Origin of the sequence: Methylomonas subterranea, from assembly GCF_024505185.1 — a bacterium.
Classification (GTDB): domain Bacteria; phylum Pseudomonadota; class Gammaproteobacteria; order Methylococcales; family Methylomonadaceae; genus Methylomonas; species Methylomonas subterranea.
In genome coordinates this window covers 1-22,957 of sequence record NZ_JANIBJ010000045.1, presented here as the reverse complement: position 1 = coordinate 22,957, position 22,957 = coordinate 1, and the positions used below count along the sequence as shown (strand labels likewise).

Here is a 22,957-nt window from a genome sequence, read left to right as displayed (position 1 = left end):
ACAATGATTGGCCGCTTGACGAAAAACTTGGGCCTTACGTTGTAAACCCCTGCGATCATGAGATGGCTGCTCATCTTCGGTTCAATTCCAAAACGGGTAAGGTTGAGGCCCGAACGCCATATGGAAAGCATACTGAAGAATTACTGCAATTAAATGATGATGCCTTAGTTCAGTATAGGCTTGGCACATTAACAACTGTTCGCTTATTAACTGCGGAGATTGAACAACAGGAGCTTCAACTTAAAGCAGTTGCTAAACAGCTCAAAGCGAATTTGATAACACAGGCTGAGTATGCGGCCGAAGAACAAGCTATTAACGACGATTTGACCTCACTGCGCTACACTTTACAGGCTCTTAAAGGTGAGGTCCCCCTTTCATCTTTAAGAAAGACTCGTCTTGGCATCACCTTAATAAAATGAGACACCGACAGCTCCTTGCTGTTGAAAATAGAAAGAACGCAAGGAGATAGCCATACTTCAGTGAACGTCCGCAGTTGAAGAATTCCAGCCATTCATTAAACGCTATTTTAGGCGGATCGAATGTCTCTTAGTGGCCGACTGCCACCGATGGACAGTGACATATTTCGGTTGCAAATAATCCTGGTTTGCTGCGGAGAATTGCAGGAAAGCGCGAATGATTGTTGGTTTAGGGTGTTACGACAGCCTCCGGAGGGAGGGAACCGAAGGCGGAAGTTATTAGGAACGGAATCCTAAGTTGTCTGCAAGCAAATGCTTGGGCAAAAAAGGCGGGCGCCCATCCAAGGCAGATAATGCGCCGCCAGTGCCGTGAAGCTTGTTTGCGGCGAATAGTAAGCCGCCGCCATGACAAGAACGTGATGTTTTGCGGAAAAATCGGTTAAAGGTAATACATTCGGCAATCACCTGATCCCGGTTTGCGGTCGGCCCGGATATTCGTTCGCCGGGCATGGGTATCAATCCGATTGTTCCGCGCCCTTGCTGTCGGCGTCGGCTTGATTGTCTTCTTGACCATGAGTCTCGCACTTGCCTTCAGCAAGATCGGTGGCGCCTTCCCAACAGGCCGCTTTTACCAAATCCCTGGCATACCAAAGAAAAGCCACCCCCGAACAATCTTCATAGACAATTTTGTCGGGAATGCCGATTTCAGTCGCATAAACTTTTTTGGTTTTACAGAAATCGACCGGTCCGGACCAGGCCGCGGTCGTTACCAGACACAGCGACAGCGGCAGAAAAGCTTTCATGAAAAAACGCATCTTTTATATCCTCGCTAATTTTGAATATTAAAGTTTAGGGGCCGCAAGGTGCTATTCCGGCCGAAAACCAGGGCGTTTTGCCGGCCGGACCCGACGATAAACATCCGGTCCGGCCAAACCGTCGGCAAAATCGGCTGCCGTTGGATAAACGATTGGCAGGAGGCGAATGACATTGTAGGCGCTTATTGCATTTTCATGCGGCATGAAGACCGAAATGAAGCCTCAGTCCCGCAAATGCCCGTCTCCATGGGCTACCCATTTGTAAGTGGTCAGTTCGTCGGGACCGACCGGGCCGCGTACATGCAGTTTGTCTGTGCTGATGCCGACCACCGCGCCCAAACCGTAATCGCCGCCGCCGGACAGACGGGTGGAGGCGTTGATCATCACCGATGCCGAATCCACCTGTTGTTCGAATTGCCTTGCCAGACTCAAACTTTGGGTGACGATGCCGTCGGTATGCCCCGAGCCGTAATGATTGATGTGCTCTATGGCTTGTTGAATGCCGTCGACGATTTTGAGCGACAGAATCGGCGCCAGATATTCGGTATGCCAGTCATCCTCGGTCGCCGGCGAAATATCCGTCAACAGTTTTTGGGTTTGTTCGCAGCCGCGCAACTCGATCCCGTGTTGCGAAAACGCGGCTTGCAGCGGCGGCAATAGCTGTTCGGCGCATTGTTTGTCGACCAACAGGGTTTCCAGCGCATTGCAGACCTGCACGCTTTGGCATTTGGAATTGACCGCCAGGGCCAGCGCCCGCGCGGGATCGGCGTCGGCGGCAATATACAGGTGGCAAATGCCGTCGTAATGTTTGATCACCGGAATGCGGGTGCCTTTGGCGATGCGTTCGATCAAGCCCTTGCCGCCGCGCGGAATCAGCACGTCGATATAGTCATCCATTTGCAGCAGTTCGCCCACCGCTTCGCGGTCGGGGGTGCGGATGATTTGAATCGCGTGCGGCGGCAGGCCGGCGGCGAGCGCGCCGGCCACCATCGCATCGGTCAGAATGGCGTTGGTTTGCAGGGCTTCCGAGCCGCCGCGCAGGATCACCGCGTTACCGCTTTTGATGCAGACTCCGGCGGCGTCGCTGGTGACATTGGGGCGGGATTCGTAAATGATGCCGATCACGCCCAACGGCACCGATTTTTTATACACCCGTAGCCCGGCCGGATTGCTATGGCCGGCCAATATCCGGTTTAAGGGGTCGGGCAATTGCGCCACCTTTTTCAGGCGGGATAGCATGTAAGCAAAGGTTTTGTCGTCTATGGTCAGCCGTTTGACCATCGCATCAGTTTGGCCTTCGTCGCGGGCCTTGATAATTTCCAGACCGTTGACCTCCAGGACCTGTTGCTTGACCGATTCCAGGGCATCGGCCATTTTCGCCAGGGCCAGATTGCGCCGGGAGGCGGAAACGGTCGCCAATTCGCGCGATGCCGCGCGGCTTTGTTGGGCAATGATTTGGACAGCGTTGCTACTCATGGGATTTTTAAAGGATCGCTTTGGAAAAGATTGAAATATAACGGGCCGGCCGCGGACGGTACGGATGGCCAGCCTTGGTCAATGCAGCGTTTTGCCGGCGGCCGCGTCGTAGACGCTGCAAAACAATTGCACGCTGACAAACAGCAGGGTTTCGATAGTCCTTACGGCCTCGGCGGCGGCCGGCTTGTCGGATACATGCTGGCGGACGCAGGCGTGCATGAAGCAGACCAGTCCTTGTTGCTGGTTGTCGGTCGACGTGCCGCGCGCGGGTGCTGATTTGCCGGACATCAGCGCCTTCAATTCGGCGTCGACATCGGCGGCTTTTTCCTGTAACCAGTCCAGGCCCAGCGCTTGCTGGCTGGGTAAACTGCCGCGGGCATGTTGAAAGGTGCAAAGTATGTCGAAGCATAAATCCATGAATAGATGCGCTAGGCCTTGGTCCTGGTCGGCAATCACGGAGGGAAACACGCCAAGCAGGGTTTGCGCCAATACCGGCTGTTCGAGCTGAAATTTTTCAAGTATGGCCCGGCCGGCATGTTCGTTCAGGGTTTTTGCATGTTCCAAGCCTAAATAGAGCTCCTGGTCGGTAAATTCGCGCATGTGATGAAGGTATTCGAGAGTAAAAAAATGTTTATGCGGGCAGGGTATCGCCCGACCCATGAAAGACGTTCGTGTTGCAGCGACGCACAGTTGCGATGTTGGCCTTACAGATCGCGGCTGTGCGCCGCTCCCACCATGACTTTCACGTAACGCGGTACAGGTACGGGGCCGCGCGGAATAGCCGGCTAGGCGAGGACGGTCATTTTTTGCAATGCCAGCTCCGCCGCCAATCGACCGGTTTGCGCGCCGCCTTCCATGAAGCCGTAATAGGCATCGCTGAGGTGTTCGCCGGCAAAAATCAGCCTGTCGAAGCCGACTTGCCGGCTATCGCGCTTGCCGCCTTCTATCCAGAAATACTCGCCGAATTCGGTCAGCTGGCCAGGCTTGTAACTGGCGTAGGCACCCTGGCTATAAGGGTTTTTGCCCCAGGCGCTTTTACGCATGTCACCGGTTTTGGCATTGACGGCGCCGGGAACAAAGGCGTCCAGGGCAGCGATGAAGCTTTCGCCCCGCGGTTTGAAGGCGTTGATTTTGTTCAATTGCCGGGCTTGGTCGCCGCCTAGGAAAAAGTTGAGCGCGCCGTCGGGGCGCAGGGGCTGGCGCTGGGTTTCGTCCCACGCCTCGGCAAAACCTAGGTCGCTCCAGGCCGCCAAGCTGAAACCGGCCGGGGTTCGCCAGAAGCGTTCGGAAAAACCGGCGATGAGTTTTTCATTGTCGCCCAAGCCGGCTTCGGCAATAAAGCGGCGAAATAGCGTGGGCAGCGGCACTTTCAACGTCACATTGCGCAGCGCCGGAAACGGCGCGGCGATAATCACGATGTCGGCCGCTTGCTCGGTTTTATCCGCGAATTTCAAACGATAGCCGGGGCCCTGTTCTTCGATGGCTCGCAGGATTTTGTTGTAGCGGATTTGTCCGGGCAATGCGGCGGCCATGGCGTTGGTGATTTGAGCGGAGCCGCCGACCACGGCGTAGACTTCGTCGCTGTAACTCAGCAGTTCGACCGCTTGACCCTTGACTTCGGGCAGTATGAACAATAATTGCAGGGCCGACGATTCGGCGGGTTCGGCCCCAAACTCGGTGCGGATGGCGTTTTCCAGCAAGGCGCGTACATAGGGCGCGGTCAGCTTGTCGGCATGGCTATCCAGATAATCGGCTACCGAGCGTTGATCGAACAAGGGCGCGTAGCTGTCCCAGTCGCGGTCGAGCAATTTGGCGTCCCGGCTGATTTGCGCCGCAATCGGCCGTAAATCGTTTATCAACTGGGTTTCGCTATAACTGACGCCTGCGAAAAAATAGGCTTCTTTCGGATAGGGCAAATGTTTGACATCCCGCAGTTTGTCGAACAGCTCGATATTGAACTCCTTGACCAAGTCCAGCATGTCGGCGTGATCGGTATTGATCAATTCGGCGCCTATGTCTACCGTCAGACCGTCCTGCATGGTGGTGGACAGCATGCGCCCGCCCGCCCGCGCGGTGGCTTCGTAAACGGTCGCCGTCACGCCGGCTTTTTTCAGTTGATGAGCGGCGTTCAGGCCGGCGATGCCGGCGCCGATAATGGCTACCCTTGGCGCTGAATGCGTCGGGCCGGCCATGGCTGCCAAGGGCAGGCCTTGCGCCGCCAGTCCGGCCAGTCCCGCCGCGCCGGTTTTCATAAAGCGGCGCCGGTTCCAGCCGGCCATGGCGGCGGAAATCGGCTCGGGCAGATGCTGTTCTTGCAGATGCTCGCGTCTGGCCGCCTGCAGGGCCAGCACCAGTTTGCGGAATAAAAGTGTGTGTGTCATTTGTGGCCTCCCGAAATAATCCCGCCACATCATAACGGCCGGAGCGGTAGAAGGCCATACCGACATGATGTGGCGGCTCGGCTTACTCTATCGCTCTGCCGGGGAGGCTGTCGTAAAAGCTTCCGATCCTTGCGGGGGAGGGCTGATGAGGTGGGCGAAATTAATAAGTCATTGTTTTATATGACCTCATCCTAATCTTTTCCCCGAAGGAGAAGGGACTGTTTCGATTTTTTACGGCACTCATGCATGGGATGTTGTAGTAAAACTTCCCTCTCCTCGCGGGAGAGGGTCGGGGAGAGGGGGGGTAAAACGAATAAGATATTGTTTTATAAAAAATAATCCTAACTTTTTTCCGGCTGGAGAAGGGCGTGATCTGCTTTTACGACACTCTGCATGGAAAGGGGCGTCTTGCGTCTAAGGCTTATCGAAACCGTGGATTTCAAGCTTGCCAAGCCGGTAAAAGACATTTTATACTGCCTATAAAAGCAGTAACTATAAGAGCAGCATGAAGCCACTGACCGACAAACAACAAGCAGTACTAGACTTCATAGAACGCAGCGTGGCCGAAGCCGGTTTTCCGCCGACCATCGCCGAAATCGCCGGTGCATTCGACCTGCGTTCGACCAACGCCATTCGCGGCCATTTGCAAGCGCTGGCGCGCAAGGGCGTCATCGAGCTGGTGCCGTCGGCATCGCGCGGCATTCGCCTGTTAAAGCCGGACGCGGCGGCCGGTGTACCGTTGGTCGGCCGGGTCGCCGCCGGGCAGCCGATTTTGGCCGAAGAACATATCGAAGCCTATTGCCGGCTCGACCCCGAACTGTTTCGCCGCCGGGCCGATTATTTATTGCGGGTACACGGCATGAGCATGCGCGACGCCGGCATACTGGATGGCGATCTGCTGGCGGTGCAGCGCGCGCCGCGCGCCGACAACGGTCAGATCGTGGTGGCCCGTATCGGCGACGAAGCCACCGTCAAACGCTTGCGGCTGGACGGCGGCAAGGCGTTTCTGGAACCGGCCAATCCCGATTTTCAGGTGCTGGAAATCGATTTGCGGCGCGACACGCTGGTTATCGAAGGCATTGTGGTTGGCGTGATACGCAGTGATCTGCCATGACCAGCTCTAACTCACTTGACGACTGGCTACGCAGCCAAAACCTGGTCTGGCGCGGTCTGCAAATCCCGGACACCCAGCAAGGCATCCCGACCGGCTTCCCCGAATTGGACGCCTTGTTGCCCGGCGGCGGCTGGCCGACAGGCGCGCTGTTGCAACTGGACGTACCGCGCGCCGGTAGTGGTGAATTGGCGCTGTTTCTGCCGGCGATGGCCGCTCTGAGCCGGCAAGGCCGGCGCATTGTCTGGCTGGCGCCGCCCTATCGGCCCTATGCGCCGGGTTTGCAACAAGCCGGCGTCGAGCTGGCGCAATTGTTGGTGGTGGCTTGCGCCAATAACGCCGACCTGCTGTGGGCACTGGAAAAGTTGCTGCGCACCGGTTGCTGCGGCATGACGCTGACTTGGCCTACAAAACGTCTGGCCGCGCATCAAACCCGCCGCCTGCAACTGGCCGCCGAAGCCGGCAATGCCTTGGCGGTAGTGTTTACCGGGCCCGGTGCAACCACGGGACATGCCGCGTTAAACATGGCTTTACATCCTCAAACCGATGGTGTGCTGCTGGAAATCCGCAAAGCGCGCGGCAGTCTGCGCCAACACCGGTTATTGCTGGCGTTTTAGCATGAGTGCCGCACTTGCCAGCGTTTTAACGCCGGATTCCTTCCCCTCTCCGCCGATCGAACCGGCGGTTTCCAGCCGGAGGCCTAAATTGTGGCTGTGCGCGTATTTTCCCGAGCTGGCACTCACCGCGGCCGGCCTGGATTTACAGCAAGCTGTCGCCTTGCAAGTGCAACATAAAGGCCGGCCCAGCCTATATGCGGTGTCGGTACCGGCCCGGCAGGCGGGTGTCGAAGCGGGCATGGCATCGGCCGCCGCCCTGGCCTTATGTCCCGGCCTGCAAATCCGGGATAGGGATATGCAGTTGGAGCGTATCGCCTTAAGTGCCCTGGCCGACGCCGCTCTGACATTCAGTCCATGGATCAGTTTGGACTGTCGGAATGCGCTGTTGCTGGAAGTCGGCAGTTGCCTGACGCTGTTCGGCGGGGTTGAAAATTTGCGCAAACAACTGTGCCGGGTGCTGCTCGGCAGTGGCCATAGCCCGGTTATCGCCCTGGCGCCATCGCCCGCCGCGGCGGAATTGCTGGCGCGGCTGAATATCGAAATCAGCGTGCAGCAGTCGGCCGAATTGCACTCACTGCTTGGCCCGGTGCCGCTGAATCGGTTGGATTGGGACACTGGTTTGCTGAAGCGGCTATCGCGTACCGGCGTGCAGACCTTGGCCGATTTATGGCGTTTGCCGCGCGACGGTTTGGCCAGACGCTACGGCGTTGGACTGCTGCATCGACTGGATGCGCTGGCCGGAAACGATAACCGAATACTTGGCCAATTCCACCGCCCGCCGCGTTTCGCCGCTAGCCGCGAATTGCCGACCGAGCTGGAAAAACTCGAGCATTTCTTTCCGGCCGTCGAGCAACTGGCCGCCGAATTGGCCGATTTTCTGCGCCAGCGCGATGCCGCTGCCTTGGGTGTGCGATTGTTATTAAGTCATTTTCGGCGACCGGCCAGTTGTATCGAATTGAGTTTTCGCAGCCCCAGCCGGAATGCCGGCCATTGTTGCCGGCTGCTGCGGGAAAAACTGGAGCGCAGCGCGCTGCCGGCGCCGGTATTGAATGTGGAACTGGTCTGCGAGGCGATTGCGCCGTTTCAGCCGCAAACCTTTAGCTTGTTCGACGATGAGCAACAGCGCGAACACGATTGGCAAACCGCCTTGGAGCAACTGCAAGACCGGCTCGGCCACCAAGCCTTACAGTATCCGGCCACCGCTGCCGAGCATAGGCCGGAACGGGCGGGTACTTTGGCCTATGCGCCCCATGCGGCCGATGCGCCGAGGCCGACGCGCCCGCTCCGGCTGCTGGCGGAACCGGAACCGCTGGATCCCGCCACTTTAACTTACCTGCCGGACAAGGAGCGTATCGAATCGGGCTGGTGGGACGGCGCGGCGCTCAGGCGCGACTATCGAATCGCCCATGACCGCTCGGGCCGCAAGCTGTGGGTGTTCCGCGACCTCAAGCCGGGCGGCGGCTGGTATTGTCATGGCCTGTTCGGCTGATGTGACGCCGCCGGCTTTTGCCGAGCTGCATTGTTTGTCCAACTTCAGCTTTTTGCGCGGCGCCTCGCACCCCGAGGAATTGTTTGCCGAAGCCGCGCGCTTGAATTACCAAGCCTTGGCCTTGACCGATGAATGTTCCTTGGCCGGCGTGGTCAGGGCGCATCTGGCGGCCAAAAAATACAATATCGATTTGATCATCGGCAGCGAAATGCGTCTGGACGACGGTTTGAAATTGTTGTTGCTGGCCAGCGACCGCACCGGCTACGGCAATCTGTCGCATCTGATCAGCGTCGCCCGCCGCCAGGCCGACAAAGGCAGCTACCGGCTGAGCCGGGCCGATTTGCGGCAGCACTTTCCGGCGCATTGTCTGGCGATCTGGCTGCCGGACTTGGTAAATCCGCAATCTGCCGACGGCCGCTGGCTGAAACAGCATTTTGCCGGAAACCTGTGGCTGGGCGCCGGCCTGTTCCTGTCCGGCAATGAGCGCGAATACATCGCCCGCATCGAGACCCTGGCCCGGCAATTGGAGATTGCGCCGGTGGCCTGCAACGACGTGCATATGCACCGCCGTTCCCGGCAAATGTTGCAAGACACCTTGACCGCGATTCGTCTAGTCCGGCCGCTGTCCGAGTTGGGCCATGCGCTGTTTGCCAACGGCGAACGCCATCTGCGGCCGATAGCGCGACTGAGCGAAATCTATCCCAAAGCCTGGCTGGACGAATCGCTGACTATCGCTCGGCGTTGCCGGTTTTCGCTGGACGAACTGCGCTACGAATACCCACGCGAACTGGTACCGGACAAGCACACGCCGACGTCGTGGCTCAGGTATTTGGCCGAAACCGGCCTGAAACAACGCTGGCCGGGCGGAGAACCCGCCAAGGTGCGGCAACAGGTCGAGCACGAGCTAACCCTGATTGCCGAACTGGCTTACGAGCCTTACTTTTTGACCGTGCACGACATCGTCGCCTTCGCCAAAAGCCGGGACATCCTCTGTCAAGGCCGCGGCTCGGCGGCCAATTCGGCGGTGTGTTATTGCCTGGGCATTACCGAAGTCGATCCGGGACGGATGAATCTGTTGTTCGAGCGCTTTTTATCGCGCGAACGCAACGAGCCGCCGGACATCGACGTGGATTTCGAACACGAACGCCGCGAGGAAGTGATTCAATACATTTACCGCAAATACGGCCGCCATCGCGCCGCGCTGGCGGCGACGGTGATTACCTATCGCAGCCGCAGCGCGGTGCGCGACGTCGGCAAGGCACTGGGTTTGAATGCCGGCCAGCTCGACCGGCTGGCCGGTAATGTCGATCGCTGGGACGGCTATAAATTGATGCCGGACGCTCTGCGCGATTGCGGCTTCGATCCGGACAGCCGGGTTATCCGCCAGCTAAGCACGCTGGTCGAGCAAATCAAGGGCTTTCCCAGGCATTTGTCGCAACACGTCGGCGGCTTCGTGATTGCCCGTGACGAATTGACCCGGCTGGTGCCGGTCGAAAACGCAGCCATGGCCGACCGCACTGTGATCCAATGGGAAAAGGATGACCTGGAAGCCATGGGCTTGTTGAAGGTGGACGTGCTGGCGCTGGGCATGCTCAGCGCGATTCGCAAGACGCTGACCTATCTGGGCGAATACACCGGCCGCGCGTGGAGCCTGGCCGACATTCCGGCCGAGGAACCGGCGGTGTACGCGATGTTGCAACAAGCCGACAGTATCGGCGTGTTCCAGGTGGAATCGCGCGCTCAGATGAGCATGCTGCCACGCCTGAAACCGGCCAACTATTACGATCTGGTGATCGAAATCGCCATCGTCCGCCCCGGCCCTATCCAGGGCGAAATGGTGCATCCCTATCTGGCCCGCCGTAACGGCCTGGAAGCCGTCGATTACCCCAGCGCGGAAGTCAGGCAAGTATTGGAGCGCACGCTGGGGATTCCGATTTTTCAGGAACAGGTCATGCAAATCGCCATGGTGGCGGCCGGTTTTACGGCCGGCGAGGCCGACGAATTGCGGCGGGCGATGGCGGCCTGGAAACGTAAGGGCGGCCTGGAACCCTTCGAGCAAAAACTGCTGGCCGGCATGCGGGCGCGCGGCTACCGGGAGGATTTCGCCCAACGGATTTTTCAACAGATCAGGGGGTTCGGCGATTACGGTTTTCCGGAGTCGCATTCGGCCAGCTTCGCCTTGCTGGCTTACGTGTCGGCCTGGTTGAAATGCCACCATCCGGCGGCGTTTTGCTGCGCCCTGCTCAACAGCCAGCCTATGGGTTTTTACGCGCCGGCGCAGCTGGTGCAGGACGCCCGCCGCCACGGCGTCGAAGTGCGGCCGGTCGATGTGCGCCATAGCGTGTGGGATTGCGCCCTGGAACACGACAGCAAGCCGCCGGCCCTGCGCTTGGGCTTCAATCAGGTCAAGGGTTTGTCGGCGGCGGGCGCCAAACGCATGCTTGCCGCCCGCGCTTTCGATAGCCTCGCCGATTTGGCCGAACGGGCCAAGCCGGACAAACGCGATTTGGAAGCGCTGGCCGCCGCCGATGCCTTGAAGGCCCTGGCCGGCAACCGCCATCGGGCCTTTTGGGGCGCGGCGGGCATGGAGGCGGGGTTGCCGATATTCGGCGTGCCGCGCGTCGCCGAAGCCAGCCCCTTGTTGAAACCGCCGCAACCCGCGGGGGAAACCCTGGCCGACTATGCCAGCACCGGGCTGAGTTTGCGTAACCATCCCCTGGCGCTGTTGCGGCAGCGCCTGCAACAGCGTGGCGTGGTTACCGCGCTATCGCTTTGGCAGTGCCGTAATGGCAGTATTGCCCAGGTTGCCGGCTTGGTGATTTGCCGGCAACGGCCGATGACCGCCGCCGGCGTCACCTTTGTGACGCTGGAAGACGAAACCGGCCAGATCAATCTGATCGTCTGGCCGAAAACCGCGCTGGCGCAACGCAAGCCCTTGTTGAAGGCCAAACTGCTGGGCGTGTCCGGCATCGTGCAACAGCAGGACGGTGTGCTGCATCTGATTGCCGGCAAGTTGGAGGACTGGAGCGGCTGGATAGGTGAGCTGGCAAGCCGATCCAGGGATTTTCATTGAGATTGTCTGCTGCTGTAACGGTTAACGATCCCAGTTACTCTGAAAGTAAAAAATCGGGCGGGTACGGTTGCTTGTTGGACAGGCGTCGGCAGCAAGGATGCTGCCGTCGAGCCTACACGGACGTATTTACGGCGTCCTGTCCGGCGAGGAACCGTACCCAGCTGCACTACTTTCATTTGCCGGGGCGATCGCCAGGCCTTCATGAGCGTTACTCTGAAAGTCACGCGGCAACCGCCCAGAAAACTAACGACATAACGCCGTTGACTTTCATATGCCGGGGCGATGCCGAGCCTTCATGAGCGTTACTCTGAAAGTAAAAAATCGGGCGGGTACGGTTGCTTGTTGGACAGGCGTCGGCAGCAAGGATGCTGCCGTCGAGGAACCGTATACTCAGCTGCACTACTTTTATTTGCCGGGGCGATCGCCAGGCCTTCATGAAGGTTACTCAATTGACATTCAAAGAGCTTACAGCAATATGAAAACTTACACGGCAATTATTGAAAAATGTCGTGATACCGGTTTATATGTGGGCTTCATTCCTGGATTTGCCGGCGCATATAGCCAAGCGGAATCATTGGATGAGCTCAATCAAAATCTTCGGGAAGTCATTGAAATGTTACTTGAGGATGGTGAGCCAATACTGGAAGCAGAGTTTGTTGGAACGCAAAACGTGGTCGTCGCCTAAGCATGGGAAACGTACCCATTCTTAAACCTCGCGAAGTTATCGCTTTGCTCGAAATATTGGGATTTACGGAAATCCGACAACGCGGTTCACATAAACAGTTCCGCCCTCCTGACGGTAGATGCACAACCGTGCCGTTTCATGCGGGACGTGATATTTCACCAATTTTACTTCGGCAAATCGCTAAAGATATTGGCTTGACAGTTGAAGAGTTACTTAAATTCCGGGCCTAACCTTGCAATGAATCCAACTGTCCAGCGGCGGCGCTGCGCTTTCTGTCTGTTGTCGGGCGGGTTAGCGATCATTAACATTCAACCGTAATGAAGACATGCAAAACGGTGCGCAAAACTTTTCAAGGTTCTGGCGCGAGCGCATCAAATTCCAGCCAAACCCGACCATAGTGTCAGGTTTTCGGGGTTGCTTGCCGCAGCCAATCGGCAAACTTGCCGAAAATAAAATGGCTGCCGCGCATCGATAAATGGTCGTCGTCGTAGAAATAAGAGGCGCCATCCTTCAGGCCGTTGCAGGACGAGGAGTTACACAGATATTCGTAGGCCGGAAAAATCCGAATCCGGTGATGCGTGGCGGCGGAAATGGTTTCCACCGCTTTTCTGTAGTTGGCGTTGCGCTCGTCGAACGCTTTTCGGGATACATTGCAGCCGGGGCGATCATTATCCGATATGCGGAATGGCCGGTCTTCCAGGCAATTTTTGGCGCTGATGCCGATTTCCGGCACATCTTCAATGAATACCACGGCCTTGCCGAACTTTAAAATTTCGTTAATCGATGCCACGTAGCCGGCGACGAACTGGTTGTAGTTTTCCGCCAAGCGGTCGTCCGGGTCTTTGATAATCCGGTAGTTGTTCTTTTTTTCGCTATCGCCGTAACCGGAGCCTTCTATGTACATCGCGCCGCGGGTGGCGAATACCACGCGTTGAATGGAGGGAAAATCCCGCAGCATTTTAAGCACAATCGGCATCACCACGCCGCAGCGGGAAGATTTTTCCTCGAATTCCTCGGTCGGGTTGATCGTGACCAGATCGGTAAACGGCAGGCAGCCGTTGACCGCCACCAGGGCTAGATCGTTGGAGTTTTTGGCAACGGAATCGTAGACGAATTGCGCGGCATGGCTATCGCCGACTACCAGCGTACCCGGCGTGGCGGTGGTGAAGCGGCAGATCAGGTAATCGTAACTGGCGCCCAGCGCGGAATGGCAACGTTCGTCGACCCAGTCGTCAGGGGTGTTGTAGAGCACAGTGCCTTTCACGTCGGCAAACATTTTGGTTTTGGCGGGGGCGTCGGCTTGGCGGAATTCCAGGCCGTTTTTCAGGTAGGAGACGTATCCCACGTTGCCCACCAGCAACATCAGCACCAGCAATACCAACGTTTTGATGCCGCTGTGCTTACCCAGGCGTATCGGTGTTTCCACCAGCCTGTAGGTGAGCCAAGCCAGCACGATGGTCAGCGCCACCGCAATCAGGCGAATCGTGGCGCTAGGTACGTCGGTTTCCACAATCCGGGCAAAAGACAGCAGGGGCCAGTGCCATAGGTACAAAGGGAAACTGATCAGGCCGAACCACACCACTAACCGGTTGGACAGCACGATGCGGTTTACCCAGGCCAGCGGGCCGGCGGCGATGATCAGCACCGCGCCCAGCATGGGTAGAATTGCCCACTTGCCGGGAAATTCGACGTCCTTGTTGATGATGTAAAAGCCGTACATCAGCAGGCTAAAGCCTGTGAACGACAGTATGTTGGCCAGCGTTTTACCGTCGGCTTGATGCCGGGAATCCCGGTAAACCACGGCCGCCAACCAGCCGTCCAGCCGGTTTTGGAAACCCGCGAACGCGCCTTTTTTATACAATGTCATCCAGGCCAGCAAACTGCCGCATTGCAATTCCCAAAAACGGGTTTGCGGAGAGTAAAAGGTGCCGACGGAATCGGTCAGTATGCCCTTGATATTCAGATAGAAAGAGGCGGCGGCGACTACCAGTGTCACGGTTAACAGGTTGAAGTTTCTGCCCCATGCAAACCACAGCACTAGCGGCCAAATCAGATAGAATTGTTCTTCCACGCCCAAACTCCACAGATGCAGCAGCGGTTTGGTGTCGGTGGCGCTGTCGAAATAGCCCGATTCGTTCCATAACACAATGTTGGAAACAAAACCCGCGCCGGCGGCGATGTGCTTGCCCAGCTGTTTGTATTCGTCGGCGAACAGCGCGAACCAGCCGAAGGCGTAACTGGCAGTCAATACCAGGATCAGGGCCGGAAAAATACGCTTGATGCGGCGGATATAGAATTCGGTAAAACTGAAAGTACCTTTCTCCAAATTCTGAAAAATGATGGTGGAAATCAAGTAGCCCGAGATGACGAAGAAAATATCGACGCCGATGAAGCCGCCCTTCAAGCCGCTGGGGAAGGCGTGAAAGGCAACGACGGAGAGCACCGCGATTGCCCTCAGACCGTCGATATCGGGGCGATATTTGGGGTGGGATAGGTGTGGCTGTAAGGTTGTCATAGAGTATCTAAGCACCAATGTGTAACGTCGGCCCGTCGTCTTGCCGCTACTTTCCGTAGCGGCGGGAAGCTTTAGGGCCTGAAAAAAAGCGTGGGTAATTGTAAGTCAAAAGCAGTTTGGTTTGCCGCATTTCAACTTTATATGAATTACGAAATCTGTGAACTTAATACCGTAATCGGCAATTGTTGTCTGCGGATTGGCTGATTTGTTTTGAAGACAGTTTGGGCGCGAAAAGGAGAAAAATGGTTTCGCAAGGCCGGATTACTTGAAAAGTCGGAAACTACCCGGGCACGCCGGCATAGTGAGCGGCGTGTCCGGGATTTAAGAAATGCTTATTTTTTACCCGCTTCAAGATGCTTTATCGCGTCTTCCACGGCATGGGTGGCCATTTCGGTATGTTCCAGTTTGCCGTGTTCTATGCCCTGTTGCAATGTTTCCACGGCTTCGTGCATGTGGTGTTTGGAATCGTCGCCCTTGGCGGCTTCCTTGGCTTTTTTGGCGTGTTCCAGCGCGGTTTCCGCATGTTCGACCAAAACCGCCGAGTGGCCCATTTTGCCGTGCTCGACCGCTTCCTTGGCGTGTTTCAAAGCGGCGTCGGCATGCGGCTCGGCGAAGATGGTGCTACTGAACAGCAGCAAGATGCCGCCGGTGATGAGTGCTAACTTTTTCATAAGTCCCCCTGGGTTGAAAAGATAGGCGTATTTCGACGCTCAGGTGGTGGCCGCAAAGCCTTTTTGGAAACGCGACTACCGCAAAACGCTGAAATCGGTACTGCATTATTATGTTCGCATCCGGTTGAATGCAAAAAGTGGATGTCAGGAAATTCAAATAGTTCCTGTTGCAATAAAATTTACCTGGCCGCTTGCTATACCTTACAATTCGAGCTCGTTACTAACAATAACAATACTGGAGGATGACATGTTTAAAATTCGGATGCTGGTCACTGCGATTGCATTGACCGGTTCACTTTCTGTAATGGCCGCTGAAGCCTTGCCGACCACCGCGCCCGCGCCCGCCGATAATCCAACCACGGCGGAAAAAGTTGAATTGGGTAAAATGCTGTATCACGATCCGCGCCTGTCTTCGACCGGTACCGTATCTTGCGCATCTTGCCATAACACCATGCTGGGCGGCGAAGACAATCGCCCCAACTCGATGGGCGTTAACGGCCAAACCGGTGGCCGCAGCGCGCCAACGGTGTGGAACGCAGCCTTCAACAAAGTCCAATTCTGGGATGGCAGAGCCGATAGTCTGGAGGCCCAAGCCGCCGGTCCGGTCACCAACCCGATCGAAATGGGCATGAAAAGCTGGGATGACGTGGTGGCCCGCCTGAAAACCATCAAAGGTTATCGCAAGGCTTTCGATCTGGCGTTCGGTCAGGATAACGAAACCATCACCAAGGAAAACGCCACCAAGGCGATTGCCGCTTACGAAAGAACCTTGATTACCCCAAACAGCGCATACGACAAATATGTCAAGGGCGACACGGATGCCATGAATGCGCAACAAGTGCGGGGAATGAAAAAAGCCGTCGAACTGGGTTGCACCAACTGCCACAGCGGCCCTGCATTCAATGGCCCCGGTGTGTTCCAAAAATTCCCCATGCATCCAAACGGCTATTTTGAAGCGCAGTATCACTTCAAAAAAGACAAGGGCTTGGCGGAAGTCACCAAAAATGCCGGCGATGAGCATATGTTCAAAGTACCGACCCTGCGCAACATCGCTTTAACCGCGCCGTATTTCCATAACGGCTCGGTGCCCACGCTGGACAAAGCGGTAAAACTGATGGCCAAACTGCAGTTGGATAAAGACTTGTCCGACGAAGATACCGCCGACATCGTGGCATTCTTGAATGCTCTGACCGGCGAGTTTCCCAAACAAACCATGCCGACTTTACCCGGCACGCCCGGCAGTTCGTTCAACTAAGGGTTTCGCCACGATGACTTCCGCAGTCTGCGTCCTTTCCCTCAGGAGGCTGTCGTAAAAGCTCCCTCTCCTTGCGGGAGAGGGTTGGGGTGAGGTGAGGGGATTAAATTAATAAGCCATTGTTTTATATACCCTCATCCTAACCTTATCCCGACGGGAGAAGGGACTGATAGTCTTTTACGGTAAGCTTCTCCGGGGAGAGGGGCGGGGACGGAATTCTAAGTTGTTCAATCGCGAAAGGGGCCGCAAGGCCCCTTTTTTATGCGGTACGGATTGTCAGCTTAAATAGCGCTTCCAGTCCGCAATCGTATCGACATCCCATTGCGTACTCAGCTCATGCAGATTCAAGCCGGCGCTTGCGGCGCGGCGGCGGGTTTCCGTCATCACGCTGTCCGTACTCCATGGCATGTCTTGAAATAAATCCGCTTGGGGGGCATTCAGACCGATCAAGACGTAACCGCCGTCTTCGGCCGGCGCCACTATCGCATCCTTACCGTTTTGCAGCGCCGAAAAAGCTTGCCGTAAATCGTCTACCGTCAGACTGGGACAGTCACAGCCCGTCAACACGGCGTATCTATAGTGCGATAAGGCCTTGGAGAAGGCGTTATGCATGCGCGCGCCCAAGTCGTCGCCGTGTTGCGTGGCCAAGGTCAGCGGAAATTCGTCGGCGCATTGCTGAAAAAACGGCTGATCGCTGTCGGGCGCGCAACACAAGATCACCGGACACAACGGCGTTTGGCAGGCTCTGGCTATTGTCATCCGGGTCAACGCTATGTGTGCGTCCACGGCTTGTCTGGCGCTTAATGCCGGCTGCAAACGGGTTTTTACTTGGCTGGCGATAGGTGCTTTACAGAAGATCAGCAATACGCTGTCGGGAAATTGATAAGTCACGCGTCAGCGCCCGCGCAAGGGCCGGAACGGCATCAGCAAGAGCTGCAAAAAGCCCAGTTCGTCAGTACGGCGAAATCCGTTCAAACCTATGCTCATTTCGGTTTGTGCTTGCCTAGCACGGGGGCAATAGGTTTTGAACAAGCGATCCCAGCAGGATAAGGAAAAGCCGTAATTGGTGTCGGTTTCCGCCGGCAGGCAGGAATGATGAATCCGGTGCAGATCCGGCGTGATCAGGATATAACGCAGAACCGCTTCGGCCCGCGGTGGCAGGCCGACGTTACCGTGATTGAACAGCGCGCAACCATTCAGGATGATCTCGAAAACGATCACGGCCATGGGGCTGGCGCCGAGCGCTAGCACCAGCGCTACCTTGTACAGCATGGATAGCAGTATTTCCAAGGGATGAAATCGCAGCGCGGTGGTGGTGTCGAAATCGATATCGCTGTGATGGACTTGATGCAGGCGCCAAAACCATTGCCAGCGATGAGCGGCGACATGCTGCGCGTAAATCGCCAAGTCCAGCAACAGCAGGCTCAACAACATGTTCAGCCAAACCGGCGGCGACAGGCTATTGAACAAGCCGAATCGGTGTTCGACGGCCCAATTGGCCGCCAACCAAGCCGCCGCGCCGATGCTGAGCCGCATCAGCAATACGTTGGCCGCGGCCAAGCCCAGGTTGACCGGCCAACGTTGCCTGCGGCCGGAACTCAAGACACGCTTGGGGCGGAAAGCTTCCCAGGCTGCCATCAACAAGAAAATGCCGAAAAATACGCCAAAACGCAGCAATGCTTCCATCAGGATTTCCGATAATATTGGGCCGCCAGCCGCCCGGGGTCGGCGCCGAAAAAATAGGCCAGCCGCAGCCGCCACATCAGCACTATGGTTTTCAATATCCCATGCCGTTGCCAGCGTCGGGCCGAAGTAGTGACTGTAGCACGCAGACAGCAGGGCCGGCCTTGCTTTTTCAGGCGCGCGCTGAGTCCTATGTCTTCCATCAAGGCGATTTCGGGAAATCCGCCGGCGGCGGCAAAGGCTTGCCGAGTCACAAACAGGGCCTGATCGCCGGTGGCGATGCCTGTTAGCCGCGAGCGCCAATTCATCATAAAGGCGATCAGTTTGAACGTCGCCCTGGAACTGTCGAAGCGCACATCGAAGCGGCCCCAGCGGTAACCCGCCGCTACCGCATGTTCCAGCAAAGCCACGGCGTCGGACGGCAGGCGGGTGTCGGCGTGTAAAAACAGCAGGACGTCGGCAGCGGATTTGGCCGCGCCCAGGTTCATTTGCTTGCCGCGGCCGGGCGGGCTGTATAACACCTGATCGACCAGACCGGCCGCAACGCATGCACTGCCGTCGTCGCTGCCGCCGTCGACCAGCAGTAATTGGCAGCGGTCGCGCAGGTTCTGCAAGGCTTGCAGCTTTTCGGCGAGTTGGCCGGCTTCGTTGAGCACCGGAATGATGATGCTAAGTTGCGGGGGCATGAATCGGGACTGGGTTTACAAATCCAGCGGAATCTGTTTTTCAATATTCGGCATCGTGAAAAACGTTTTGCACATCGTCCAGATCGTTCAGCATATCCAAAAATTTTTCGAACAACACCACATCGTCGCCGCCGATGGGAGTGCTGCCCTTGGGCAGAAACTGAATTTCATCAACGTCGAAATCGATCTCCCCCAATAAATCGGTCAAGGCCTGCTTGGCCTTAAAGTAGTCGGTGTGCGGGGTGAAAACGGTGATTTTACCGTCCTCGCTTTCGATATCGCTCACGTCGACATCGGCCGCCAGTAGCGCTTCCAGCACCGCATCTTCATCCGCGTGTTTGAATGCCAGAATGGCGGCATGATCGAACATATGGCTGACGGTGCCTTGGGTGCCGATTTTGCATTTGGTTTTGGTGAAGCACAGCCGCACATCGCCGAAAGTGCGGTTCGGATTGTCGGTCAGGCATTCCACGATAGCCATGCAACCGCCGGGGCCGTATCCTTCGTAACGCGCCGGCGCGAAATCTTCTCCGCCGCCGCCCTTGGCCTTATCGATGGCTTTCTCGATGACGTGGCTGGGTACTTGATCCTTCTTGGCCCGCTCTATCAAACCCCGTAAAGCCAGATTTCCGGAAGGGTCGATGCCGCCGGCTTTGGCGGCGACATAAATTTCCCGGCCATATTTGCTGTAGACCTTGGTCTTGGCATCCGCCGTTTTGGCCATGGACACTTTACGGTTTTGATAGGCTCTACCCATTGGGTTATTGCTCCACTGATAAAAAATAAAACTCCGAATTTTACAGGCAAGTATTTATAGGCGGAAAACTTTTATCTTTTTAGCGGAGGGTAATGGCGGGATGGCGAATGCAGAGAGTGTTGCCTAATTGGCGCGTTTTTATGCATAGGCGCGGAAAATTGCCGCCGGTAAGTCACGGTGGGTGTTTAGAACCGCCCGACTACGGCATAATATCGGCCATGAAAACACCTAAAAAACTTGAGCCTCTGGTTGAAAACGGTCTGATCGACGAAGTAGTGCGCGCGCTGAAAAGCGGGAAGGAAGCGGCCGTGTATGTGGTGCGCAGCGGAACGCAAATCTGTTGCGCCAAGGTCTACAAGGAGGCCGAGCAGCGCGGCTTCAAGCAAAGCGTGCTGTATCAGGAGGGCCGAAAAGTGCGTAACAGCCGCCGCGCGCGCGCCATGGAAAAGGGTAGCCGTTATGGCCGGCGGGAGCAGGAATCGGAGTGGCGAAACGCCGAAGTGACCGCGCTTTACCGTCTGGATGCCGTTGGAGTCCGAGTGCCCAAGCCGTATAACTTTATCGACGGCGTGCTGCTGATGGAGCTGATTACCGATGCCGACGGCCAGCCGGCGCCCCGCCTGAACGATCTGGACATGTCGGCGGAGCAAGCCAGAAGCTACCACGGCTTTTTGATTGGCCAAATCGCGCGGATGCTCTGCGACGGTTTGGTACATGGCGATTTGTCCGAATACAACGTGCTGGTCGGCACGGACGGCCCTGTTATCATCGATTTACCCCAAGCCGTTGACGCCGCCGGCAACAACAATGCCCGCATGATGCTGCAGCGGGATGTGGCCAACATGGCCGCCTACTTCGGCCGTTTTGCGCCGGAGTTGCTGAGCAGCGATTACGGCAGGGAGATATGGAAACTCTACCAAAGCGGCGAGTTGCGTCCCGAGACCGAGCTGAGCGGCGTGTTCGAAGAAAACAACCGCCCCGCCGATCTGCGCAGTGTGGTTCGGGAGATCGATGCGGCGCGCGAGGAAAACGAAGCGCGTAAACGCTATCTGGAGGGCTTTTCCGACGGTCGATAGTCCTGCAGTCGGTCAAAAAACGCAGCTTGTGCAATTGTCGCTGCTAAAAATCACGTTTGGGTCCGATTTAGGGAATTTTCCGCCGCGATTTAAGGTTGCCATGCTAAACTGCCTCCGCTAATACATATCCACTATGTCATTCCGCATATTCCGGACAAAGCTCAAAACAGCTTGGCTGTTTTGACGACTGATCCACTTTTTCCCCCTTCGAGATTTTTCATGTCATTTTCCCATCTCGGTTTATCCGAGGCTTTATTGAAAGCAATTACCGATTCCGGCTATACCACGCCAACCCCCATTCAAGCCAAAGCCATACCCGCCGTACTGACCGGCCGCGATTTATTGGCCGCCGCCCAGACCGGCACCGGCAAAACGGCCGGCTTTACCTTGCCGATTTTGCAGCGTCTGGCGCAAACCAGCCATGGCCGCAACCGCCCGGTGCGGGCCTTGATTTTAACCCCCACCCGCGAACTGGCCGCCCAGGTCGGCGAGTCGGTATCGAAATACGGCATGCACCAGCAGCCGCGTTTAAAATCCGACGTGGTGTTCGGCGGCGTAAAAATCAATCCGCAAATGATGCGCTTGCGCGGCGGGGTGGATATATTGACCGCCACGCCGGGGCGCTTGTTGGACTTGGTCAGCCAAAACGCCGTCAAGCTGGACAAGGTCGAAATGCTGGTGCTGGATGAAGCCGACCGCATGCTGGACATGGGCTTTATCAAGGATATCCGCAAAATACTGGCCCTGTTGCCGAAGAAGCGGCAGAACCTGTTGTTTTCCGCCACATTTTCCGCCGACATCCGCAAGCTGACCGCCGACCTGCTGGTCAACCCGGTCAAAATCGAAGTTGCCGTTGAAAATTCCGCCGCCGAGACCATCGATCAGCTGGTATATACGGTGAATAAAACCCACAAAACCGCCTTGCTGACCCATTTGGTGAAATCCAAGGACTGGCGGCAAGTACTGGTGTTTACCAGCACCAAGCACGGCGCCAACAAGCTCACCGAAAAACTCAACACCGCCGACATCAAGGCCGCCGCCATTCACGGCAACAAGAGCCAGGGCGCCAGAACCAGCGCCCTGGCCGGTTTCAAGGCCGGCGAGATTCGGGTGTTGGTGGCTACCGACGTCGCCGCGCGCGGCATAGACATCGCGCAATTGCCGCATGTGGTGAATTTCGAACTGCCGCGCTCGTCCAGCGATTATGTGCACCGCATCGGCAGAACCGGGCGGGCGGGAAATGCCGGGCAAGCGGTTTCGCTGGTTTCGCAAGACGAATATCAAGCCTTGCGGCTGGTCGAAAAACTCATCGGCGCGCAAATACCTCGCGAGCAGGTAGACGGATTTGTCACGGCCTGAAACTCGGCGATAACTACCTTGGGTTAACAATTTTCACAACAGCCGGTGCAAGCCGGCTTGCTTGTGAATAGGAAGGTATTTTCAAGGTATCTGTTCAACAATTGTGCAGTGTGGGGTGGATAAGCCGTGCGCATCCAACATGATTGCCGGGCGTGGTGCGCTTCGCTTAGGAACGCTCCCGAAATAACTTTAACAAAGCATCCCTCGCTCTTCAGAGGCTGTCGTAAAAGCTCCCTCTCCTTGCGGGAGAGGGTCGGGGTGAAAACCAATAAACTATTGTTTTATATAGCCTCATCCTAACCTTCTCCTTTATGCCCCGCGGGTGCGGCGGGAGAAGGGATTGATTGGCCGGCAAGGCAAAATAACCCGCACGCTGTCCTTCACTCCCCCAATTCAAGCACCATCGCGTTCGATTCGATCGGTTAATACTTGACGGGCAAACCCGGCATCGGTAAAAACGCGCTAATCCTTCAGCGTACCATTCAAAGCGGCATGAACCACGAAGTTATCGCCACCCGAATCGAAAACGTTTCAATGGCAACCGGCATACTTGCGGGTCTGTCCGCGGCTGGCGCGGTATTGGCCGAGCCCACCGGTCTGGAAGCGCTTGGCGTTTGGCTGGGCATTACCGACCAACCCTTGATCGTAACGATAGCGCCCATCCTTGGAACGCTGGCGAGCGTCTGCGGCACAATTTCCGGCTGTACCTATTTCTGGGCTCGACGCCAAAATCGGCGCGGCAACAATAGCGCAACGCGGGATAAGCCGACGCCGCTCGAATAAACTGTATGCTCTCAAGTACCAGCCTGTCGGCGTTAATGCCATTGGTAGAGGATTGGACATTTGGAGGCGTTATTTTTGCTGCATACTGACGGAGCAAGAGCGACCCCTA

Annotated in this window: 22 protein-coding genes; 11 read left to right on the top strand and 11 right to left on the bottom strand. The window is 56.7% G+C overall.

The genetic code is table 11. From position 1 onward, the window contains the following. Positions 1-62: 62 nt before the first annotated feature. The gene (locus NP590_RS18175; protein WP_256604094.1) at positions 63-419 is read left to right on the top strand and encodes a hypothetical protein; all 357 of its coding nucleotides are present in this window, start codon (positions 63-65) and stop codon (positions 417-419) included. A gap of 276 nt (positions 420-695) precedes the next feature. Here NP590_RS18175 and NP590_RS18170 read toward each other — a convergent pair whose 3' ends face one another. From NP590_RS18170 to NP590_RS18150, 5 genes are all read right to left on the bottom strand, one after another. Continuing rightward, on the bottom strand, positions 696-926 hold the full coding sequence (locus tag NP590_RS18170) for a hypothetical protein (protein WP_256604092.1): 231 nt from the start codon (positions 924-926) through the stop codon (positions 696-698). A 5-nt stretch (positions 927-931) separates the two neighbouring features. Beyond that, positions 932-1,231, bottom strand: coding sequence for a hypothetical protein (locus NP590_RS18165; protein WP_256604091.1), 300 nt, complete (start codon positions 1,229-1,231; stop codon positions 932-934). Positions 1,232-1,453: 222 nt separating this feature from the next. Beyond that, positions 1,454-2,707, bottom strand: coding sequence for a glutamate-5-semialdehyde dehydrogenase (locus NP590_RS18160; protein WP_256604090.1), 1,254 nt, complete (start codon positions 2,705-2,707; stop codon positions 1,454-1,456). Between the two features lie 78 nt (positions 2,708-2,785). Then, the gene (locus NP590_RS18155) at positions 2,786-3,307 is read right to left on the bottom strand and encodes a hypothetical protein (protein WP_256604089.1); all 522 of its coding nucleotides are present in this window, start codon (positions 3,305-3,307) and stop codon (positions 2,786-2,788) included. A 185-nt stretch (positions 3,308-3,492) separates the two neighbouring features. Continuing rightward, entirely contained in the window at positions 3,493-5,088 is a 1,596-nt protein-coding gene (locus NP590_RS18150) for a flavin monoamine oxidase family protein (protein ID WP_305888732.1), read from the bottom strand. Positions 5,089-5,593: 505 nt separating this feature from the next. Here NP590_RS18150 and lexA point away from each other — a divergent pair. The 6 genes from lexA (at position 5,594) to NP590_RS20635 (ending at position 12,293) form a co-directional block, all read left to right on the top strand. Then, the gene (gene lexA / locus NP590_RS18145) at positions 5,594-6,202 is read left to right on the top strand and encodes a transcriptional repressor LexA (RefSeq protein ID WP_256604088.1); all 609 of its coding nucleotides are present in this window, start codon (positions 5,594-5,596) and stop codon (positions 6,200-6,202) included. Next, positions 6,199-6,816 (top strand): translesion DNA synthesis-associated protein ImuA, encoded by a 618-nt coding sequence (gene imuA / locus NP590_RS18140; RefSeq protein ID WP_256604087.1) that lies wholly within the window; start codon positions 6,199-6,201, stop codon positions 6,814-6,816. Before lexA ends, imuA begins: the two co-directional genes overlap by 4 nt. Position 6,817: 1 nt before the next feature. Then, positions 6,818-8,305 carry a Y-family DNA polymerase gene (locus NP590_RS18135; RefSeq protein WP_256604086.1) on the top strand — a complete coding sequence of 496 codons (1,488 nt, stop codon included), beginning with the start codon at positions 6,818-6,820 and terminating at the stop codon, positions 8,303-8,305. After that, complete coding sequence (locus NP590_RS18130; protein ID WP_256604085.1) at positions 8,289-11,378, top strand: error-prone DNA polymerase; 3,090 nt, start codon at positions 8,289-8,291, stop codon at positions 11,376-11,378. Before NP590_RS18135 ends, NP590_RS18130 begins: the two co-directional genes overlap by 17 nt. Positions 11,379-11,673: 295 nt before the next feature. Next, on the top strand, positions 11,674-12,063 hold the full coding sequence (locus tag NP590_RS18125; protein ID WP_256604084.1) for a type II toxin-antitoxin system HicB family antitoxin: 390 nt from the start codon (positions 11,674-11,676) through the stop codon (positions 12,061-12,063). A 2-nt stretch (positions 12,064-12,065) separates the two neighbouring features. After that, a complete protein-coding gene (locus NP590_RS20635; protein WP_371927324.1) occupies positions 12,066-12,293 on the top strand; it encodes a type II toxin-antitoxin system HicA family toxin in 228 nt (75 codons plus the stop codon). 170 nt (positions 12,294-12,463) lie between these two features. Here the strand turns inward: NP590_RS20635 and NP590_RS18120 are convergent, their stop codons facing one another. Further along, complete coding sequence (locus NP590_RS18120; RefSeq protein ID WP_256604083.1) at positions 12,464-14,578, bottom strand: acyltransferase family protein; 2,115 nt, start codon at positions 14,576-14,578, stop codon at positions 12,464-12,466. A gap of 332 nt (positions 14,579-14,910) precedes the next feature. Continuing rightward, positions 14,911-15,249, bottom strand: a complete 339-nt coding sequence (gene smbP / locus NP590_RS18115; RefSeq protein ID WP_256604082.1) for a small metal-binding protein SmbP — start codon at positions 15,247-15,249, stop codon at positions 14,911-14,913. Positions 15,250-15,496: 247 nt separating this feature from the next. Between smbP and NP590_RS18110 the strand changes: the two genes are divergently transcribed. Next, the gene (locus NP590_RS18110) at positions 15,497-16,504 is read left to right on the top strand and encodes a cytochrome-c peroxidase (RefSeq protein ID WP_256604081.1); all 1,008 of its coding nucleotides are present in this window, start codon (positions 15,497-15,499) and stop codon (positions 16,502-16,504) included. A gap of 276 nt (positions 16,505-16,780) precedes the next feature. Here the strand turns inward: NP590_RS18110 and NP590_RS18105 are convergent, their stop codons facing one another. From NP590_RS18105 to NP590_RS18090, 4 genes are read right to left on the bottom strand one after another with little or no spacing between them, the layout of a single operon-like run. Next, positions 16,781-17,395: a TIGR04282 family arsenosugar biosynthesis glycosyltransferase gene (locus NP590_RS18105; RefSeq protein WP_256604080.1), complete on the bottom strand. Its 615-nt coding sequence runs from the start codon at positions 17,393-17,395 to the stop codon at positions 16,781-16,783. A gap of 3 nt (positions 17,396-17,398) precedes the next feature. Next, on the bottom strand, positions 17,399-18,190 hold the full coding sequence (locus NP590_RS18100) for a sterol desaturase family protein (protein ID WP_256604078.1): 792 nt from the start codon (positions 18,188-18,190) through the stop codon (positions 17,399-17,401). After that, on the bottom strand, positions 18,190-18,873 hold the full coding sequence (locus NP590_RS18095; RefSeq protein ID WP_256604077.1) for a TIGR04283 family arsenosugar biosynthesis glycosyltransferase: 684 nt from the start codon (positions 18,871-18,873) through the stop codon (positions 18,190-18,192). Before NP590_RS18095 ends, NP590_RS18100 begins: the two co-directional genes overlap by 1 nt. Before the next feature lie 40 nt (positions 18,874-18,913). Continuing rightward, the gene (locus tag NP590_RS18090) at positions 18,914-19,630 is read right to left on the bottom strand and encodes a YebC/PmpR family DNA-binding transcriptional regulator (RefSeq protein WP_256604075.1); all 717 of its coding nucleotides are present in this window, start codon (positions 19,628-19,630) and stop codon (positions 18,914-18,916) included. A 218-nt stretch (positions 19,631-19,848) separates the two neighbouring features. Between NP590_RS18090 and NP590_RS18085 the strand changes: the two genes are divergently transcribed. From NP590_RS18085 to NP590_RS18075, 3 genes are all read left to right on the top strand, one after another. After that, on the top strand, positions 19,849-20,706 hold the full coding sequence (locus tag NP590_RS18085; RefSeq protein ID WP_256604073.1) for a PA4780 family RIO1-like protein kinase: 858 nt from the start codon (positions 19,849-19,851) through the stop codon (positions 20,704-20,706). Positions 20,707-20,925: 219 nt separating this feature from the next. Further along, a complete protein-coding gene (locus tag NP590_RS18080; protein WP_256604071.1) occupies positions 20,926-22,065 on the top strand; it encodes a DEAD/DEAH box helicase in 1,140 nt (379 codons plus the stop codon). Positions 22,066-22,557: 492 nt separating this feature from the next. Next, the gene (locus NP590_RS18075; protein ID WP_256604069.1) at positions 22,558-22,848 is read left to right on the top strand and encodes a hypothetical protein; all 291 of its coding nucleotides are present in this window, start codon (positions 22,558-22,560) and stop codon (positions 22,846-22,848) included. The last annotated feature ends 109 nt before the right edge of the window (positions 22,849-22,957 follow it).